The 19,439-nt window shown below is 69.8% G+C and carries 2 protein-coding genes; both read right to left on the minus strand.

Annotation, left to right across the window (positions count from 1 at the left end):
• Nucleotides 1-189: 189 nt before the first annotated feature.
• Nucleotides 190-16,944, minus strand: a complete 16,755-nt coding sequence (locus HOV91_RS14675) for a non-ribosomal peptide synthase/polyketide synthase (RefSeq protein ID WP_174185934.1) — start codon at nucleotides 16,942-16,944, stop codon at nucleotides 190-192.
• Between the two features lie 202 nt (nucleotides 16,945-17,146).
• The coding region (locus HOV91_RS14680; RefSeq protein WP_174185935.1) for a condensation domain-containing protein at nucleotides 17,147-19,439 on the minus strand (2,293 nt) is incomplete at its 5' end.

Here is a 19,439-nt window from a genome sequence, read left to right on the forward strand (position 1 = left end):
GCCACCGCGCCAGGTCTGTCGACGTATCAATTTCGCACCTTCGCTTCGTCTCGAGATTCGCTCTGCATGCCCCACGCGCCGGGTGGATGCCGGAACATCCCGCCCGACCATACGGCCTATGTAGTCGTCACAAAAGAGGACTTCGTTACCGCACCGTTGCCCCATCATGCCGGAACGGTGTCGGGTCGATCATGACCGCCCCATGTTCCGTGTCGTTTCCCACCCAGGGGGATCCAGCAGTTCGGACAATCGAGGCCCGATCTGCGCCAGCGCTTCCGGTGAGGTCATCTGATCGTGCGCGACACCGACCGGATGATCGTCGACCCGGCCGTCTACGTAGGGTTGCCAGCCGGCCGCCGCGGTGTCGTGACCAGCCGCGCTGAAGTAGTCCACCCGGCCCCGGTAGACCGTCGGCCGGTGCTCGGCGATCAGCTCGGCCGAGCGCACCGCGCTGCGATAGATCCGGCGCACCCGGTCCGGGGTGAGCACCGCCATGTCCGGCGGGATGGTGGCGTGCAGCGCGGCCAGCGCGGCCTCGCTCAGGTCGTGGATGTCGCCGTCGCCGGGCAGCAGGGCGTCCGCGCCGATGCCGAGTTCGGCCAGCGCCTCGCGGATGGCCGCCCGGAAGTCCGTGACGTCGATGTCCGGGTGGCTGTCGAGCATGGTCAGCAGCCCGATCTGCTCCCCCGCCGCCTGCAACTCGGTCGCCACCGCGTGCGCCAGCACACCGCCGAGCGACCAGCCGAGCAGCCGATAGGGTCCGTGCGGCTGCACGGCGCGGATCTCGGCCACGTAGCGGCGCGCCATCTCGGTCAGCGACCGCGGCAGGTAGCCCTCTTCGGTCAACGCAGGCGACTGCAGACCGAAGATCGGCGTGCTCGCGGGCACGTAGCGGGCGAGACCGGCGTAGCACCAGGACAATCCGTACATCGGATGCAGGCAGAACAGCGGCTGGGCGGCGGCCGTGTCGTGCGGCACCATGGTCCGGATCGGCAACAGCACACCGAGCGCCGCGTTCGAGTCCTGGTCGTAGTCGTGGTCGTCGGCCAGCGCGGCGAGGATCCGGGCGGCCAGCGCGGCCGGGGTGGAATCGGTGAAGAACCACTGCACCCGCACCTCGGCGCCGGTGAGCGTGCGCAGTCTGCTGACCGCGCGCGTGGCCACCAGCGAGTTGCCCCCCAGATCGAAGAAGTCGTCGTCCATGCCGACCCGCTGGCCTGCGCCGGACTCGAGCACCTCGTCGAACACCTCGAGCACGGTCCGTTCCAGCGGCGTGCCCGGCGCGCGGTACGGGCGGGCCGTCAGCCGCGGCGCTGGCAGCGCGTTGCGGTCGAGTTTGCCGCTGGCGTTCAACGGCAGTTCGGCGAGCACGACGATTGCCGAGGGCACCATGTAGGACGGCAATGCGGCACGGGCGTGCAGCAGCAGCGCGGCCTCGTCGACGGACTCCCCCGGCGCGGCGACCACATAGGCGGCCAGCCGGTCGCCGGTGGCGCCACGCACCAGCGCTACCGCGGCGTGCCGCACCTGGGGGTGACCGGTCAACACGGCCTCGATCTCCCCGAGCTCGACGCGCTGGCCGCGCAGTTTGACCTGAAAGTCGCTCCGGCCCAGATAGTCCAGCGCCCCTTCGCGCCAGCGCACGATATCGCCGGTGCGATAGAGCCGGGTGCCGCCGGTGTGGGCGACGAAACGCTCGGCGGTGAGGGCCGGGGCGCCGAGATAGCCGCGCGCCAACTGCACACCGGCGACGTACAACTCGCCCGCCGCGCCCGGCGGCACCGGTCGCAACTGCCGGTCGAGTACGTGCACGCGGGTGTTGGCCACCGGGACACCGATCGGAATCGCCCCCGTGGACGCGCCGCGCACCGCGTGGTCGGTGACCACGGTGGCCTCGGCGGGCCCGTACCAGTTGACCAGCGCGGCACCGGGCGCAACCGCGACGAAGGCCGTCGCGGTCTCCCCGGACAGCGCCTCGCCCGCGGCGAACACCCGCCGCAGCGACGGGTACCCCGTGGCCGGGTTGGCCACGGGGTCGAGGAACGCGTCCAGCATCGACGGCACGAAGTGCACCGTGGTGACCGCGTTCTCGACGATCATCCGGGCCAGGTAGGCCGGATCACGATGGCCGTCCGGCGCGGCGACCAGGATCGACGCTCCGGTCTGCAACGGCCAGAACAGCTCCCAGGTGGAGATGTCGAAGGTGATCGGCGTCTTGTGCAGCACCACGTCGTCACCGCCGTGCGGATAGGCCGACTGCGCCCAGCGGAACTGGTTGACCATCTGCCGGTGCGTGATCATCACGCCCTTGGGGCGACCGGTCGAGCCCGAGGTGTAGATGACGTAGGCGACGGTGTCCGGGTGGACGTGCACCGGCGGCAGCGCGTTCTCGTACGGAGCCAGATACAGCGTGTCCACCGCGATCACCGGGACATCGGTCGCGGTGTCGAACGCGTCCGCGGTGGTGGTCAGGGCACAGATCGGAGCGGCGCTGCCGAGGACGTACTCGCTGCGCTCGGCCGGGTGGTCCGGATCGATCGGGACGTAGCCGCCACCGGCCCGCAACACCGCGTAGATCGCGACGACCAGATCGATTCCGCGCCGCATGGCCACGGCGACCAGCGTTTCCGGGCCGACGCCCCAGCGCATCAGCTCGACGGCCAGCGACCGCGCGCGCGAATCCAGTTCGGCGTAACTGAGGGTGGTGTCGCCGAAGCGCACCGCAGGCGCGTCCGGCGTGCGCGCCACCTGCGCGTCGAACAGCGACATCAGCGTCGCGCCGTCGAGCAGTTCCGGCGCGTCGGTGGCGTTGCGTGCGGCCAGCTCGGCGCGCTCGTCGTCCAGCAGCACATCGATCTCGCCGATGCGTGCCTGCGGGGTCGTCACGAAGCGTCCGATCAGCGCGGCGAGCCGCCGCGCCAGCGCGTCCGCCGCCGCCGCACCGGTCAGGTCGCGCAGGTACTTCACCGAGACGCGCAACTGACTGTCCAGCACCACCATCACCGTGAACGGATAGTGGGTGCCGTTCACCGCGCCCACCCCGGTGACGTTCATCCCGTCGATCGCGCTGGCCTGGTCCAAGCCCTCCCGGTCCACGGGGAACGACTCGAACACGACGAGCGAGTCGAACAACCCTTCCACGCCGACCGCTTCTTGGATGTCGCTCAGGCCCAGGTAGTGGTGGTCCAGCAACGCGGCCTGCTCGGCCTGCAACTGGCGCAGCAGCCCGCCGAGCGTGCCGGTCGCGTCCAGCCGCACCCGCACCGGGATCGCGTTGAGGAACAGGCCGACCATCGCCTCGACGCCGTCCAGCTGGGGCGGCCGTCCCGACACGGTGGCGCCGAAGACCACGTCGTCGCGGTCGACGGTGCGGCCGATCAGCAGGCCCCAAGCCGCCTGCACCACGGTGTTCACCGTGACGCCCAGCCCCGACGCCAGCCGGGTGAGTGCGGTGGTGTCGGCCTGGGACAGCTCGAACCCGACCTCGCCCACGCCGGCGGAGATCTCGCGGCCGGGATCGACCGGCGCGAGCGGCGTCGGCTCGGTGACACCGGCCAGCGCGGCGCGCCACGCGGCACGGGCCGCCTGCCCGTCCTGCGCGACCAGCCACGCCAGGTAGTCGCGATACGACCGCACCGTCGGCACGTGCCGGGAGTTGCCGCCGAGCGCGTACAGCGTGAGCAAGTCCTTCAGCAACAGCGGCATGGACCAGCCGTCGATGAGGATGTGGTGGCTGGTCACCAGCAGGTGATAGCGGGCGGCGGTGGAGCGGATCAGCGCGAACCGCAGCAGCGGCGGGGTTCGCATGTCGAAGTGGTCGGCGAGATCGGCCGCTTTGACGCGCTCCAGCTCGGCGGCCGCCGCGGCCGGTTCCAGCTGGCTCAGATCGATCAGCCGCCACGGCACGTCCAGCGAATCCTGCACGATCTGGACCGGATTGCCCGCACTGTCGTCGGCGAAGGCGACGCGCAGATTGTCGTGCCGGTCCAGCACGGCCTGTGCGGCGGCCTGCATCCGGCGGGCGTCCACCGCGCCCCCGAGATCCAGCACGAACTGGGTGGTGTAGACGTCCACCGAGTTCTCCGCGAGCAGGGCGTGGAACAGCATGCCCGATTGCAGCGGGGTGAGCGGCCACACGTCGGTCAGGTCCGGGTAGGCCCGGGCGAAGCGGTCGATGTCGGGCTGCTTCAGCCGCACCAGCGGGAAGTCCGAGGGCGTGAAACCGCCCGCGTCGGGGCGCAATCCGTGCTCGGCCAAGCCGCCGAGCGCGCGAATCCAGTGCTCGGCGAAGGTTTTCGCGTCCTCGCCACGGAACGCGGCCGCGGCGAAGTCGAAGCGGGCCAGCAAGCCCTCGTCGGTGGCCTCGACGGTCAGCACCAGCAGCAGGTCATCGGAGGGGATGTCGGTGTGCACCCGCGCCGGGCGCAGATCCCGATAGCGCAGCGCGAACCGGCCGCGACCGAGGCCGCGCAGCTCGGCGGCGGCCTCGGCATTGAGGTGGCGCAGCAGGCCGTAACCGACGCCGCGCGAGGGCACCGACCGCCGCAGCTCCTTGATCTGCGCGATCGCCGTGCCCGCCGCGGGACCGCCGATCAGGGCGTCGTCGAGGTCGATCCGGCTCAGCCGCAGCGGAAGCGGGTATTCGGTGACGAAGCCGCCCACCATGTTCTCCGCGTCGGCCTGGGTGGCCGCGCGCGGGTCGGCGGGCAGCCGGACCACCGAGCCGATGGCACGGGTGACGGCCTCGCCCGCGGAGGTGTGCAGGGCCAGCGCCAGCGCGGTGAGCACGATGTCGTCCACCCCGGCGTGGTAGGCCTCCGCGGCGGCGGCGACGGCCGCCGCTCCCTCGGCCGTGATGGTGAGCGAGACCCGGCTGCGGGCGCGCAGGTCGCGGCCGTCGGTCGCCGCGCCCTCCGGGACGGTGCCGAGCGTGCGGCGCCACCAGTCCAGCTCGGCGACGGTGGCCGGATCGTGCGCCTTGGCCGACAGCGCCCGGATGAGCGTGCCGAGGCCGGATTCCGGCGTCGCGGGCGCGGCGTGGCGCGCCCGGTTCCAGCGCGCGGTGAGCTGGTCGGTGATGGTCCGCCAGGAGACGTCGTCCACCACGAGGCTGCTGGCCACGATGATGAGCGTGGAGCGGGCCTCGGGACCGCCGGTGAGCACGAAGTAGATGTTGCGGCCCTGTTCGGGGTCGAGCGCGGCCGCGGCCGCCTGCACCACGTCGTCGATGGGCAGCGTGGTCTCGCCGTGCTGGGCGTCCAGCTCGCGGAACGCCTCACCGGTGCGCTCGGCGGCGGCCGGGATGCGCAGCACGGGCGCGCCGTTGTCGTCGTAACGCACCCGCACCCACAGCATCGGGTGCTGGTCGAGCACGGCACCCACCGCGGCGCGCACCGTCTCGACCGAACAGGTCTCCGGGACGTCCAGGGCGATGGCCCGCACCTCGAGGCCGTCCTCCAGCATCCGCGCCGCGTCCGGCGTGAGCGGCAGTTCGCCCGCCTCGTCGGCGGGGCCGCCGCCCGCCACCGCGGCGGTGCGAGCCAGCGCGGCGACGGTCCGGCATTCGAAGACATCGCGCGGCGAGAAGGTCACACCGCGGGCGCGCGAGCGGGAGACCACCTGGATGGACATGATGCTGTCGCCGCCTAGGGCGAAGAAGTCGTCGTCCGGACCGACTCGGTCGATACCGAGCACCTCGCCGATCACTTCGGCGATGACGAGTTCGGCCGGGGTACGCGGCGAACGGTAGGCGCGGGTGTCCACGGCCGGCTCCGGCAGCGCCTTGCGATCCAGTTTGCCCACGGGGGTCAGCGGGATGGCGTCGAGCACGACGATCGCCGCCGGAACCATGTACTCCGGCAGCGTGCGCCCGATCCGCTCGGTCAGCACGGCCGGATCCACCACGGCGTCCTTGGCCGGCAGCACGTAGGAGACCAGGATCGTCGCGCCGGAACCGGTTTCCCGGCCGAGCGTGACGGCGAAGCCGACTTCGGGCTGGGCCGCGAGCGCCGCGTCGATCTCGCCGAGTTCGATCCGGAAGCCGCGCACCTTCACCTGGAAGTCGTTGCGGCTAAGGTATTCCACTACCGGCGCGCCGCCGGCGCTGCGCCAGCGAACCAGGTCACCGGTGCGGTAGAGGCGCTCGCCGGGCGCGCCGTACGGGTCGGCCACGAATCGCGCCGCGGTGAGTCCGGGGCGGGCGTGGTAGCCGCGCGCGAGCTGGATGCCGCCCAGATACAGTTCGCCCGTGACGCCTTCGGGCACCGGGCGCAGCCTGCCGTCGAGCACCAGCGATCGCATGCCGCGGATCGGACCGCCGATCGTGACCGGTTCGCCGGGCCGCAGCGGGTCGCTGATGTTGGTCATGATGGTGGTCTCGGTCGGCCCGTAACCGTTGTGGAAGTCGCGCTCCGGCACGCCCGTCCACTTGGCCGCCAGATCGGCGGGCACCGCTTCACCGCCCGCCACGATGGTCCGCATCCCCGCCAGCGCGTCCGGGTCGAGCGAGGCGAGCACGGACGGGGTGAGGAAGGCGTGCGTAACGCCTTCGGCGCGGATCAGCTCGGCCAGTTCCTCGCCGCCGAAGGTCAGCGGCGGCGCCAGCACGAGCCCGCCCGCCGCGCCGAGCGCGAGCAGCAGTTCCAGCATCGACGCGTCGAACGACGGCGACGCGAACGCCAAGGCCCGCGTCGACCGGTCGAGCCCATAACGCTCCACCTGCTCGGCGCTGAAGTTCGCCAGGCCCGCGTGGGTGACCACGACGCCCTTGGGCAGACCGGTGGAGCCGGAGGTGTAGATCACGTAGGCGGCGTTGCCCGGGCGCGGTGTCGCGCGCAGCTCGCCGGGCCGCAACGGCTGGTCCGAGCGCACGGCCACGTCGACGGTGAAGTCGCGATCGTCCAGCACGACCCACGCGCCACCGGCGAGCGCGGGCAGGTTGTCCAGCTCGGCGGTGAGCGTCAGGCCGAGTGTCACGCCGGAATCCGCCACCATGTGCGCGATGCGGTCGGCCGGGTAGGTCGGGTCGATCGGGACGAACGCCGCCCCGGCTTTGGCCACCGCCCACAGCGCCAGCACGGACTCCACCGAACGCCGAATGGCGATCGCGACCAGCACATCCGGTCCCGCGCCTCGGTCGATCAGCGCGCGCGCCAATTGCGCGGAGGCCGCGTCGAGTTCGGCGTAGCTGAAGGTGCGGTCGTCGGCGACCACGGCGATACCGGCCGGGTTCGCGGCGACGGCGGCGGCCATCAGCTCCGGCAGCGTGCTCGGCGGCACGGCGGGTGCGCCGGTACGGGCGATCAGGGCGGCGCGCTCGGAGTCGTCCAGGATCTCCAGATCGCCGACGGCGGTGTCGGGGTGCCGGGCGACCGCGGCCAGGATGCGACGGAACCGGCGGCCGAACTCGACCACGGTCTGCTCGTCGAACAGGTCTCGGGCGTAGGTGAATTCGGCGGCGATACCGGCCTCGGCGCCGGACTCGGCGCGCTGCTCGCGCACGGTCAGCAGCAGATCGAACTTCGCGGTGTCGGCGGCCGGGTCCAGCGCGGCGAAGCTCAGGCCGGGCAATTGGAAGCTGGTGGCGGTGAGGTTCTCGAACGACAGCGCCACCTGGAACAGCGGGTGGCGGCCCGCCGAGCGCTCCGGGTCGAGCGTCTCGACCAGTCGCTCGAACGGGATGTCGGCGTTGGCGAAGGCACGCAGATCGGTTTCCCGGTTGGCGACCAGCAATTCGGTGAAGGCGAGACCGGGCGCGACCCGGCTGCGTAGCACCAGGGTGTTGACGAACATGCCGATCAGGTCATCGAGTTCGGCTTCGCCGCGTCCCGCGATGGGCGTGCCGATCGCGATGTCGTCGGTGCCGGACATCCGCGACAGGAATACCGCGAACGCGGTGTGCACCACCATGAACAGCGTGGCGTTGTGCTGCCGCGCGAGCTCGGCCAGCGCGGCGTGCACGTCGGGCTCTACGACGAAATCGGTCTTGCCGCCCGCGAAGGACTGGGCAGGCGGGCGCGGGCGGTCGGCGGGCAGGTTCAGTTCGTCGGGCAGATCGGCGAGTTCGGTTGTCCAGTAGGCCAGTTGCGCACCCGCGAGCGACTCGGGATCGTCGTCGGCGCCGAGCACGTCGCGTTGCCACAGCGCGTAGTCGGCGTACTGGATGGGCAGCGGCGCCCAGGACGGCTCGCGACCGCCGCCGCGCGCCACGTAGGCCAGCATCAGGTCCCTGGTCAGCGGGCCCATCGACCAGCCGTCGGCGCTGATGTGGTGCGCGACGAAGACCAGCACGTATTCGGTGCCCGCGAGCTGGAACAGTCTGACGCGCAACGGCACCTCGGCGGTCACGTCGAAGCCGGCCGCGACGATCCGCTGGACTTCGCCTGCGACGTGTTCGTCTCCGATCTGCGCGGGAGCCAGCTCCACCGGCACCTCGTGCGGCGCCAGAACCCGCTGCACCGGGCCGTCCGGGGTCTGCGGATAGATCGTGCGCAGGATCTCGTGGCGCGCGATGATGTCCTCTACCGCCTGCCGCAGCGCGGTGACGTCCAGGTCGCCGGACAAACGGATTGCGGCCGGGATGTTGTACGCCGAGGCCGACGTGTCGAACTGGTTCAGGAACCACATGCGCTGCTGCGCGAACGACAGCGGGATGTGGTCGGGACGCGGCCCCGCGACCAACGGAATCCGTTTGCGCGCACCGGCGCCGTGTTCGACTTTGATTGCCAGTGCGGCGACGGTGGATGCCTCGAACAACACACGCACCGGAACACGAGCATCCAAAGCCGCGCCGATACGCGCGGCGACCTGCGTCGCCAACAGCGAATTACCACCCAAAGCGAAGAAATCGTCATCCGCACCGACGCGTTCCACACCGAGAACCTCGGCGTACACGTTGGCCACGATCTCCTCGATCGGAGTCGAGGGCGCACGAAACGCCTGAACCTCGAACTCCGGCTCCGGCAACGCCTTACGATCCAGCTTGCCGTTCACATTCAACGGCAACGCATCCAACACCACGAACGCCGCAGGCACCATATACGACGGCAACCCGGCAGTGAGTTCGGCCTTCACCCGCGCCACATCGACACCGATTTCGGCATCCGCAGCGACCAGATAAGCCACCAAACGATCACCGGTCTTCGGATCCGACTTCGCGATCACCGCCGTCTGCGCGATCTCCGGCAACGCCAACAGCGCAGCCTCGATCTCACCGAGTTCGATACGGAACCCACGAATCTTCACCTGGAAATCCGTACGACCCCGATACTCCAGCTCACCGTTACTATTCCAGGCGACCAAGTCACCCGTGCGATACATCCGAGCACCCGGCTCGAACGGATTCGCCACAAACCGATCCGCCGTCAAATCCGCACGACCGAAATAGCCACGCGCCAACTGCGCACCAGCCAAATACAACTCACCCGAAACACCCACCGGGACCGGACGCAACCGCCCATCGAGAACGTAGACCCGGCTGTTCCACTCCGGAACACCGATCGACACCGACATCTCATCAGCGACAGTCACCCGATGACTGGTGATCGACACCGCCGCCTCGGTCGGACCATACAGATTGAACAACTCCGTACGCGGATAATCAGACACCAACCGCTGCGCCAGCGAACCCGGCAACGCCTCACCAATCGCCAACACCCGCCGTGGCGCCCAGTCCAGCCCCTCCGTGGTCGCCCGGTGCACCAGCAGCGCGTCGAGCATCGACGGCACCACGTGCAGCGTCGTGACCGACTCTCGCGCCATCAGTTCGTTCAGGTACGCAGGATCCCGATGCCCGTCCGGCGCGGCGATGACCAGACGACCGCCACACACCGCCGCCGACCAGAACTCCCACACCGACAAGTCGAACGTCGCCGCCGTCTTCAGCAGTAGCGAGTCGTCTTGATTCAGCTCGAAATACGCTGCTTTCCAGAGCAATTGGTGCACGATCGCCGCGTGCGACACCGCGACGCCCTTCGGCCGCCCGGTCGAACCCGACGTGAAGATGACGTATGCCGTGTGCTCCGGTCGCAGCGCGACCACGCGCTCGGCATCGGTGAGCGGCACGCTCGCGATCGTGGTGAGCTCGAGGTCTTCCAGCCGCACCACCGGGGCCACATCGGTGTCGAAGTCCGACGCCGCATCGCTCAGCACACATACGGGAGCGGCGACGGAGAGGATGTAGTCGGTTCGCTCCGCGGCTTGGTCCGGGTCGACCGGCACGTACGCGCCGCCGGCCTCGGCCACCGCGTACATCGCCACGACCAGATCCACCGATCGGCGGAAGGCCAGCGCGACCCGGCATTCGGGTCCGACGCCCGCCGAGATCAGGTAGCGGGCGAGGCGGTTCACCCGGGCGCCCAGCTCGGCGTAGCTCAGCTCGGCGCGTTCGCCGCCGGGTAGGTCGGCGACCAGGGCGACCGCTCCGGGTGTGGCGGCGACGGTTCGGCGCAGCAGCGACCCGAGGGTCGCGGCCTGTTCCACCGGGTGGCCGGTGTCGTTCCAGGTGGTGAGCACGTCGGTGCGTTCGGTGTCGGCGAGGATGTCGATATCGCCGACCGGCACCGTGGAATCCGCGACGACAGCGGCCAGAACACGCGAGAACCGCTCGGCGAAACCCTCGACCGTCTCCCGATCGAACAAATCGGTCGCATACGTCAAGAACCCACCGATACCAGCAGCCGCACCCGACTCCTCATACCCGTCACCGACGATCAAATGCAGATCGAACTGCGACACATCCAAATCGGCGTCGACACCGGCCACCGTCAACCCGGGCAGCTCCAACGCGGTCCGCGCGACGTTCTGGAAGGACAACCCCACCTGGAACAACGGATGACGCGCCGTCGACCGCGGCGGATTCAACACCTCCACCAACCGCTCGAACGGCACATCCGCGTGCGCGAACGCCCGCAGATCGGATTCACGCTGCTTGCCCAGCAGGGCGGCAAACGACTCCCCGCCATCGATCCGCGACCGGAAGACCACGGTGTTGACGAACATACCGATCAGGTCATCCAACTCACGCTCACCACGACCAGCGACCGGCGTTCCGACAGCGATATCCGAACTGCCGGACAATCGCGCCAGCAACACCGCGAAAGCCGCATGCACCACCATGAACAACGTCGCGCCGTGCGCACGCGCCAGCTCGACCAATCCAGCGTGCGTGGCGGCGTCCACACGTACATCGACCCGAGCACCGGCCAGCGACGCCACCGCCGGACGCGGCCGATCCGTCGGCAACTCCAGCAGATCGGGCAGGTCAGCCAGCTCAGCCCGCCAGAACGCGATCTGGCGCGCGGCCACCGACTCCGGATCGGATTCCTCGCCGAGCACCGCGCGCTGCCACAGCGCGTAGTCCGCGTACTGCACCCGCAACGGCGACCACCCCGGCAGCTCACCGGCCGCACGCGCCGAGTACGCCACCATCACGTCCCGCACCAGCGGACCCATCGATGACGCGTCCGCCGCGATGTGGTGCACCACCACCGCGAGCACGAACTCCCGCGGCGCCTCCGCGATCCGCAGCAACCGCACCCGCACGGGCACTTCGGCGGTCACGTCGAAGGGCGTCGACGCGAGCGTGTACACCTCACCGGCGACCTCGGCCGCACCCAGCGGGTGCACCGCCACGTCCAGCGCCACCTGCCCTGCGGACAGCACCAGTTGCACCGGACCATCCGGAGTCTCCGGATACACCGTGCGCAACACCTCATGCCGCGCCACCACATCGTGCAACGCCGCACCCAACGCAGCCACGTCCAGCGCACCGGTCAACCGCAACGCGAACGGCAGATTGTAAGCCGCCGAACCGATCTGCTCAGCAGCGTCATCGGTCTGATCGAAACGATTGAGGAACCACATCCGCCGCTGCGCCAACGACAACGGCAACCGCTCCGGACGCGCGATACTGCCCAGCTCCACACCACGCTCACCATGCGTATGCGACTCCAGCACCGCTGCCAGGGACGCCACCGTCGGCGCCTCGAACAACATCCGCACCGGCACCCGCGCACCCACCGCAGCACCCACACGCGCCACCACCTGCGTGGCCACCAGCGAATTGCCACCGAGAGCGAAGAAATCGTCGTCCGCGCCGACCCGCCCCAACCCGAGAACCTCACCGAACACCCCGGCGACGATCTCCTCCACCGCACTCGCGGGCGCACGGAATTCCCGAGCGGCGAAGACAGGCTCGGGCAATGCCTTGCGGTCCAGCTTGCCGCTGGGATTGAGCGGAAACTCCGCCAGCGCCACGATCGCCGCCGGAACCATGTACGCGGGCAGCGTCGCACCGATCGCCGCGAGCAATTCGGCCTGCTCGATCGCGTAGCCCGGCGCGGGAACCACGTAGGCCACCAGCTGATCGCCCAGCGCCGATCGCGCCACCACCGCCACGGCCTGGCTCACCGAGGGCTGCGCCAGCAGCGCCGTCTCGATCTCCCCCAGCTCGATCCGCTGACCACGGAACTTCACCTGGAAATCGGTCCGGCCCAGATAGTCGAGCCGATGCGGCAATTCTTCGGTCGGGGCACGCCAGACCACCAGGTCACCGGTCCGGTACATCCGCTCGCCGATGCCGAAGGGGTTGGCCACGAACCGGTCGGCGGTCAGGTCGGGACGCCCCACGTAACCGCGAGCCAGTTGATCACCGGCGAGGTACAGCTCGCCCGGCACACCGGCCGGCACCGGTTGCAGACGCGAATCCAGCACGTAGACCTGGGTGTTCCACTGCGGCACACCGATCGGCACGGACCGCTCGTCGGCGGCGGTCGCGGGCCAGTAGGTCACCGACACCGCCGCCTCGGTCGGGCCGTACAGGTTGTGCACCGCGGCGTCCGTCACCGCACGCACCGCGGCGACAGTCTCCGGGGGCAGCGCCTCGCCGATCGCGAAGATGTCCCGCAAAGTGGGGCACGACCCCGGCGCGGTGTGCGCGGCGAAGACCGTCAGCATGGACGGCACGAAGTCGGTGACCGTCACACCCTGCGCGGCAATCGTTTCCGCGACGTACACCGGATCGCGGTGTCCGTCGTGCGTGGCGACGACCAGCTTCGCCCCCACGCGCAGCGGCATGAAGTAGCCCCACAGCGAGACGTCGAACGTCGTCGCCGTCTTCTGCAAATACACGTCGTCGGCGTCGAGCGGGTACGCCGCGAGCATCCAGCTGATCTGGTTCTGGATCGCGAAGTGCGAGATCACGACGCCCTTGGGCCGACCGGTGGACCCCGAGGTGAAGATCACGTACGCCGGATGGTGCGGCAACAGCGGACGCACCAGTTCCTCGGCACGCACCGGAGCATCGTCGAACCGATTCGGGTCCAAAGCGTCCAGCAGCAGTACCGCGGTGCCTTCCGGCACGTCGACGGCGTCGGCGGAGGTGGTCAGTACACAGACGGGCTGGGCGGTGTCCAGGATGTGGGCGATGCGCTCGGCCGGATGATCCGGATCCAAAGGCACATACGCCCCACCCGCCGCCACGATCGCATACATCCCCACCACAAGATCCAACGACCGACGAACCGCCAACCCCACCAACGACTCCGCACCCACACCCTGCGAAATCAACAACCGCGCCACACGATTCACCCGCGCATCGAACTCCCGATACGTCAGCCCCACACCCTCATAGACCACGGCGATCTCGTCGGCATAGGCATCTGCCGCACGGCGGTAACCGTCCAACAGCAACTCGGTCGGCACCGGGTACCGGGTGCTGTTCCACTCGAGCAGTACGAGTTCGCGCTCCGCGGGGGCGAGCAGATCGATCGTGCCGATCGGCCGGTCCGGCTCGGCGGTGACGACGGTCAGCAGCCGGTCCAGCCGCCAAGCGAACTCGGCTATCGTCCGTTCGTCGAACAGGTCGGTGGCATAGGTGAACGTCGCCGTGAAGCCCGTGGCTTCGCCTTCGGTGTCGGGCACCACGGTCAGTTGCAGATCGAATTTCGCCACCGCGCCGTCGAACTCGACCACCCGCGCCGACAGGCCGGGCAGCGCAATTTCGGGCCGGTTCATGTTCTGGAAGAACAGCGCCACCTGGAACAGCGGGTGATGTGCCTGCGACCGCACCGGGTCCAGCACCTCGACCAACCGCTCGAACGGCAACTCCGCGTGCGAGAAGGCGCCCAGATCCGTCTCTTTCGCCTGGGCGAGCAGCGTACGGAACGACGCGCCGAGGTCGATCCGCGTGCGCAGCACCAGCGTGTTGACGAACATGCCGATCAGTCCGTCGAGCTCTCGCTCGCCACGGCCCGCGACGGGCGTGCCGATGGCGATGTCGTCGGTGCCGGTGAGTCTGGCCAGCAACAGCGCCAGCGCGCTGTGCACCACCATGAACTCCGAGGCGCCCTCGCTGTGCGCCAACTCGGCGAGGCCCCGGTGTACCGAGGCGTCCACGGCGAAGGCGTAGTCCGCGCCCCGACCGGAGGCGACGGGTGGGCGCGGCCGATCCGAGGGTAGGTCGATCCGGTCCGGAAGGCCCGCCAAGGCGCGACGCCAGTACGCGAGCTGGGCAGCGGCCACCGAATCGGGGTTGTTCTCGTCGCCGAGCATTTCGCGCTGCCACAGCGTGTAGTCCGCGTACTGCACCGGCAGCGGCTCCCAGGACGGCCTGGCCCCGTTGCGCCGGGAAAGGAACGCGCTGAGCAGATCCCGCAGGAACGGCGCTACCGACGCGCCGTCGGCGGCGATGTGATGCACCACCACTGCGACCACGTGGTCGCCGGGACCGATTTCGGCCAGGGCGATGCGCAGCGGCACTTCCGCCGCGACATCGAAACCGGCCAGCGCGAATCCGCGCAGCCAGTCCGCGAGTTCGTGCTCGGCGACGGGCTTCGGCGCGAGGTCGGGGACGGCCTGTGCGGCGGGCACCACCACCTGATAACCCGTACCGTCCACCGCCGGATACACCGTCCGCAACGTCTCATGACGCTCGACCACATCCGCGACCGCCGCCTGCAACGCCGCCACATCCAACACACCAGACAACCGCACCGCGAACGGAATAGAGTTCGCCGCAGAACCAGTATCGAACTGATTCAAAAACCACATCCGCTGCTGCGCCAACGACAACGGCACCCGCTCCGGACGCTCCACCGCCACCAACGCGCGCCGGTCTCCCGCGCCCTTCAACGGCTCCAGCCGCGCGGCGAGGGCGGCGACGGTGGGGCTCTCGAAGATCAGCCGCGCAGGCACCCGCGCCGCGATGGCCGCTCCCAGCCGGGCCGCGACCTGGGTGGCGATCAGCGAATTGCCGCCGAGTTCGAAGAAGTCGTCGTCCGCGCCGACCGGTGCGCCGGGGCCGAGCACTTCGGCGTACACCTCGCCGACCAGCTCTTCCAGTGGGCCGACAGGAGCCCGGAACACCTTGGTCTGCAATCGGGGGGCGGGCAGCGCCGCGCGGTCCAGTTTGCCGACCGGGGTCAGCGGGATCTCGTCGAGCACCATGACCGCCGTCGGCACCATATGCGCGGGCAGGCTCTGCTCGGCGAAGGCGGCCAGCTCGGCGGCGTCCGCGGCCATCCCGGGCGCGGGGTGCACGTAGGAGACGAGAATCGTCGCGCCGCTGTCCAACTGATGTCCGACGGTGACCGCGAAATCGACCGTCTCGTGCGCGGCCAGCACCGCATCGATCTCACCCAGCTCGATCCGGAAACCACGGATCTTCACCTGGAAATCGTTGCGCCCCAGATACTCCAGCTCACCATTCGGCGTCCAACGCACCAGATCACCGGTGCGATAGAGCCGGGAACCGTGCACGTCGAACGGGTTGGCCACGAAGCGGGACGCGGTCAGGCCGCGCCGTTCGTGGTAGCCGCGTGCCAGGTGGGCGCCGGTGATGTACAGCTCGCCGACCACGCCGCTGGGGACGGGCACCAGGCGTTCGTCCAGCACGTATTCGGTGACGGCCCGGATGGGCGCGCCGATGGTCACCGGCTCGCCGGGCACCAGCGGCGCGCTGATATTCGTCATGATCGTGGTCTCGGTCGGCCCGTACCCGTTGCAGAATTCGCGGGTCCGGCCGCCGGACACCGGTAGCACCCAGCGCCGCACCAGCTCCGGCGGGCACGCCTCGCCACCGGCCACCACCACGCGCAACTCGTCCAGACCCACCGGATCCACCGACGCCAGCGCCGCCGGGGTCACGAACGCGTGCGTGACGGCCTCCCGGCGCACCAAGGACGCGAATTCCTCACCGCCGAACACCGCAGGGGCCGCGACGACCATGGTGGCCGCGCCACCCAGCGCCAGCAGCAATTCCAGCACCGACGCGTCGAACGACGGCGACGCGAAGTGCAACGTCCGCGACGCGCTCGTCACCCGATACCGATCACGCTGCTCGGCGCAGAAGCTCGCCAACCCCGCCTGCGTGACGACCACGCCTTTCGGCTTACCGGTCGACCCCGAGGTGTAGATGACGTAAGCCGGATGCTCCGCGCGCAGCGGGCGCACCCGATCGGTGTAGGTCACCGGGTCGGGGGGGAACTCCTCGAGCCGCCGCGCGCATTCGGCGGTATCGATGGACAGCCACTCGACCCGGTCCGGCAGGCCGGCGCGGACCTCGTCCACGGCCAGCCCGAACACCGCGCCGGAGTCGGCGATCATGTGCTCGACGCGGTCGGCCGGATAGTTCGGATCGACCGGAACGAACCCCGCACCGGTCTTGGCCACCGCCCACACCGCGACCACCGACTCCACCGACCGCGGAATACCGACCGCGACCAGATCCTCCGGACCCACGCCACGATCGATCAGCAGACGCGCCAGCCGGGTGGATGCGTCGTCCAGCTCGGCGTAGCTCAGGTCTCGGCGCGTGCGGACCGCGTCGGCGAAGACCACCGCGGTGCCGCTCGGATTGGCCTCGACGGCGGTTGCCATCAGCTGTGGGAGGGTGGTAACCCTAGGTCGCCGGGTGCGCGTGGGACGCACCCGCGCGGGCCGCGTCACGCGATCCTCGCTTCGTGCTTCCTGGTTCCCCATCCAGAAGCCGGCAGCCTATTTCCCGACAAGCGAAACATGAAAACCCTGCACATCCTGCCTGTTCGAACACGTCCATGACACATTTCCAGCGGACGCCCTGATACAGCAAACCAACCAGCTGTGTGCATAGTCACACAACTGGCGGCTTGCGTTCGACCGCGACTCGCCCTCACTCGGTGGCGAACAGCTCGGTGAGTTCGACGATCGTAGCCATAGTCGTCCAGGGTCCCGCGGGCACGGCGCCGACTCCATTGTCGAGCACCACCGCGTGCAAATCCTCCAGCCCCGTCGGGTCGAGCAGCTCCAGCCCGGCCCGATCCGTCACCAGATGGCTTACCCACTCGTCGGCGAGCGACTCGGTCAGCGCGCCGTCCGCCTCGACCAGCACCACCGACGCGCCCACCGATCCGGCGGCGACCACCTCGACAACGGCGGCGGGCGACTGCGGGCTGCCGTGCTGGAAGGTGCGCGACTCGAAGGTGAGCTCGGTGCGCGCGCGCAGCCGTCCGGCCGCGGTGGCCAGGTCGTCGTAGCTGAGCGTCTGCGCGCCGGCGAACGCCGGGTCGCCGCCGCGCAGCGCGCGGGTGCGGTGGGCGTAGGTGACCGGGCGCGGGGACTCGGCGGCGATCTCGGCGACGACGATGGCGTCGTCGAGCGCCAGCCAGTCGATCGCGCCGATCGAGCGCGAATCGCCGACCGTCACACCGACTTTGACCTCCAGGTCGTCGGGCAGTGCCGCGTCGAGCGCGTCGACCGGGACCACGGCGGCGCCTGCCTTGAGCACGGCCCAGGTGGCGACGACCGCCTCGATCCCGCGGTCGAGCCGCACCGCCACACCGGCGCCGGGGCCGCAGCCGCGCGCGATCAGCACCCGCGCCAACCGCGACGAGCGGGCGTCGAGATCCTGGTAGGACAGGGCGTTCTCACCGGAGACCACGGCGGGTCCGTCCGGATCGTCTTCCACCGCGGCCGCCAGCGCCTGGGTCAGCGCCGTGCCCGCGGTCGCGGCGGGCGATTCGGCGCTCACCGACTCGGCCGCGGCCGCCATCCGCTCCCGTTCGGTTCGGTCGAGGATGTCGATGTCGCCGATGAGGGTGTGGGGGTTGGTGGCGATGGTGGTGAGGATGCGTTCGAGGCGGTGGCCGAGGGTGTGGATGGTGGTTTCGTCGAACAGGTCGGTGGCGTAGGTGAAGATGGTGTCGAGTTCGCCGGGGGTGCCGTCGTCGTGGTGGTGGGGGTGGACGTTGACCTGGAGGTCGAATTTCGCGGCGACGGTGCCGGTGTCCAGGGCGGTGACGGTCAGTCCGGGTAGGTGCAGGGTGGGTTGTTCGTTGTTCTGGAACGACAGCACGACCCCGAACAGGGGACTGTGGGTGGTGGCCCGGCCGGGGGCGACGACTTCCACGACGCGTTCGAAGGGGATGTCGGCGTTGGCGAAGGCGGCCAGATCGGTTTCGCGGGCTCGCTCGACCAGCGCGGTGAACGGCATGCCCGCTTCCACGCGGGTGCGCAGGGCCAGGGTGTTGACGAACATGCCGACCAGATCGTCGAGCGCGCGTTCCCCGCGACCGGCGATCGGGGTACCGATCGCCACGTCCGGATCTCCCGACAGCCGTGCCAGCAGCACCGCCAGCGCGGCGTGCACGACCATGAACAGGGTGCAGTTGTGCTCGCGTGCCAACGCGACCAACGCTTGATGGATCTGCGGGGAGACCGCGAACCCGGTGTTGGCCCCGCGCATGCTGGCCACCGCCGGACGCGGCCGGTCCAACGGCAGTTCCAGTTCCCCCGACAAACCAGCCAGCTGGGAACGCCAATAGGCCAGCTGCCGAGCCGCGACCGAGGCCGGGTCCTCGTCGGTGCCGATGACCTGCCGCTGCCAGATCGCGTAGTCGGCGTACTGCACCTCCAACGGCGCCCAGCGCGGGGAGTTGCCGCCGATCCGCGCCAGATACGCGGTGACCAGATCCCGCGCCAGCGGCGCCATCGAGGCCCCGTCCGCGGCGATATGGTGGGCCACCACCGCCAGCAGATGCTCCTCGGGACCGGTTTCCAGCAGCAGCGCCCGCACCGGGACCTGCTCGGTGACATCGAACCCGGTCGACATCAACTCACCCACCCGGCCGATCGGGTCGTCGGTGACGGTGACCTCCAACCCGCCCGGCAACGCCTGCTCGACCGACAGGATCTGCTGGAACGCCACCCCGCCCGGCCCACCGGCCGGATACCGGGTCCGCAACGACTCGTGCCGTTCGAGCACATCGGCCAGCGCGTACCGCAACGCCGAGACATCCAACGCCCCGCTCAACCGGATCGCCATCGGAATGTTGTAAGCCGGCGACGCCGGATCGAACTGGTTGAGCACCCACATCCGCTGCTGCGCCAACGACAACGGCACCAGCCCGCGCCGTTCGGCGCGTTCGAGCACCGGCCGCCGCCCGCCCCCCGCACCGGGCACCACC

Origin of the sequence: Nocardia barduliensis, assembly GCF_013315795.1 — a bacterium.
In the GTDB taxonomy this organism is placed as follows: Bacteria; Actinomycetota; Actinomycetes; order Mycobacteriales; family Mycobacteriaceae; genus Nocardia; species Nocardia barduliensis.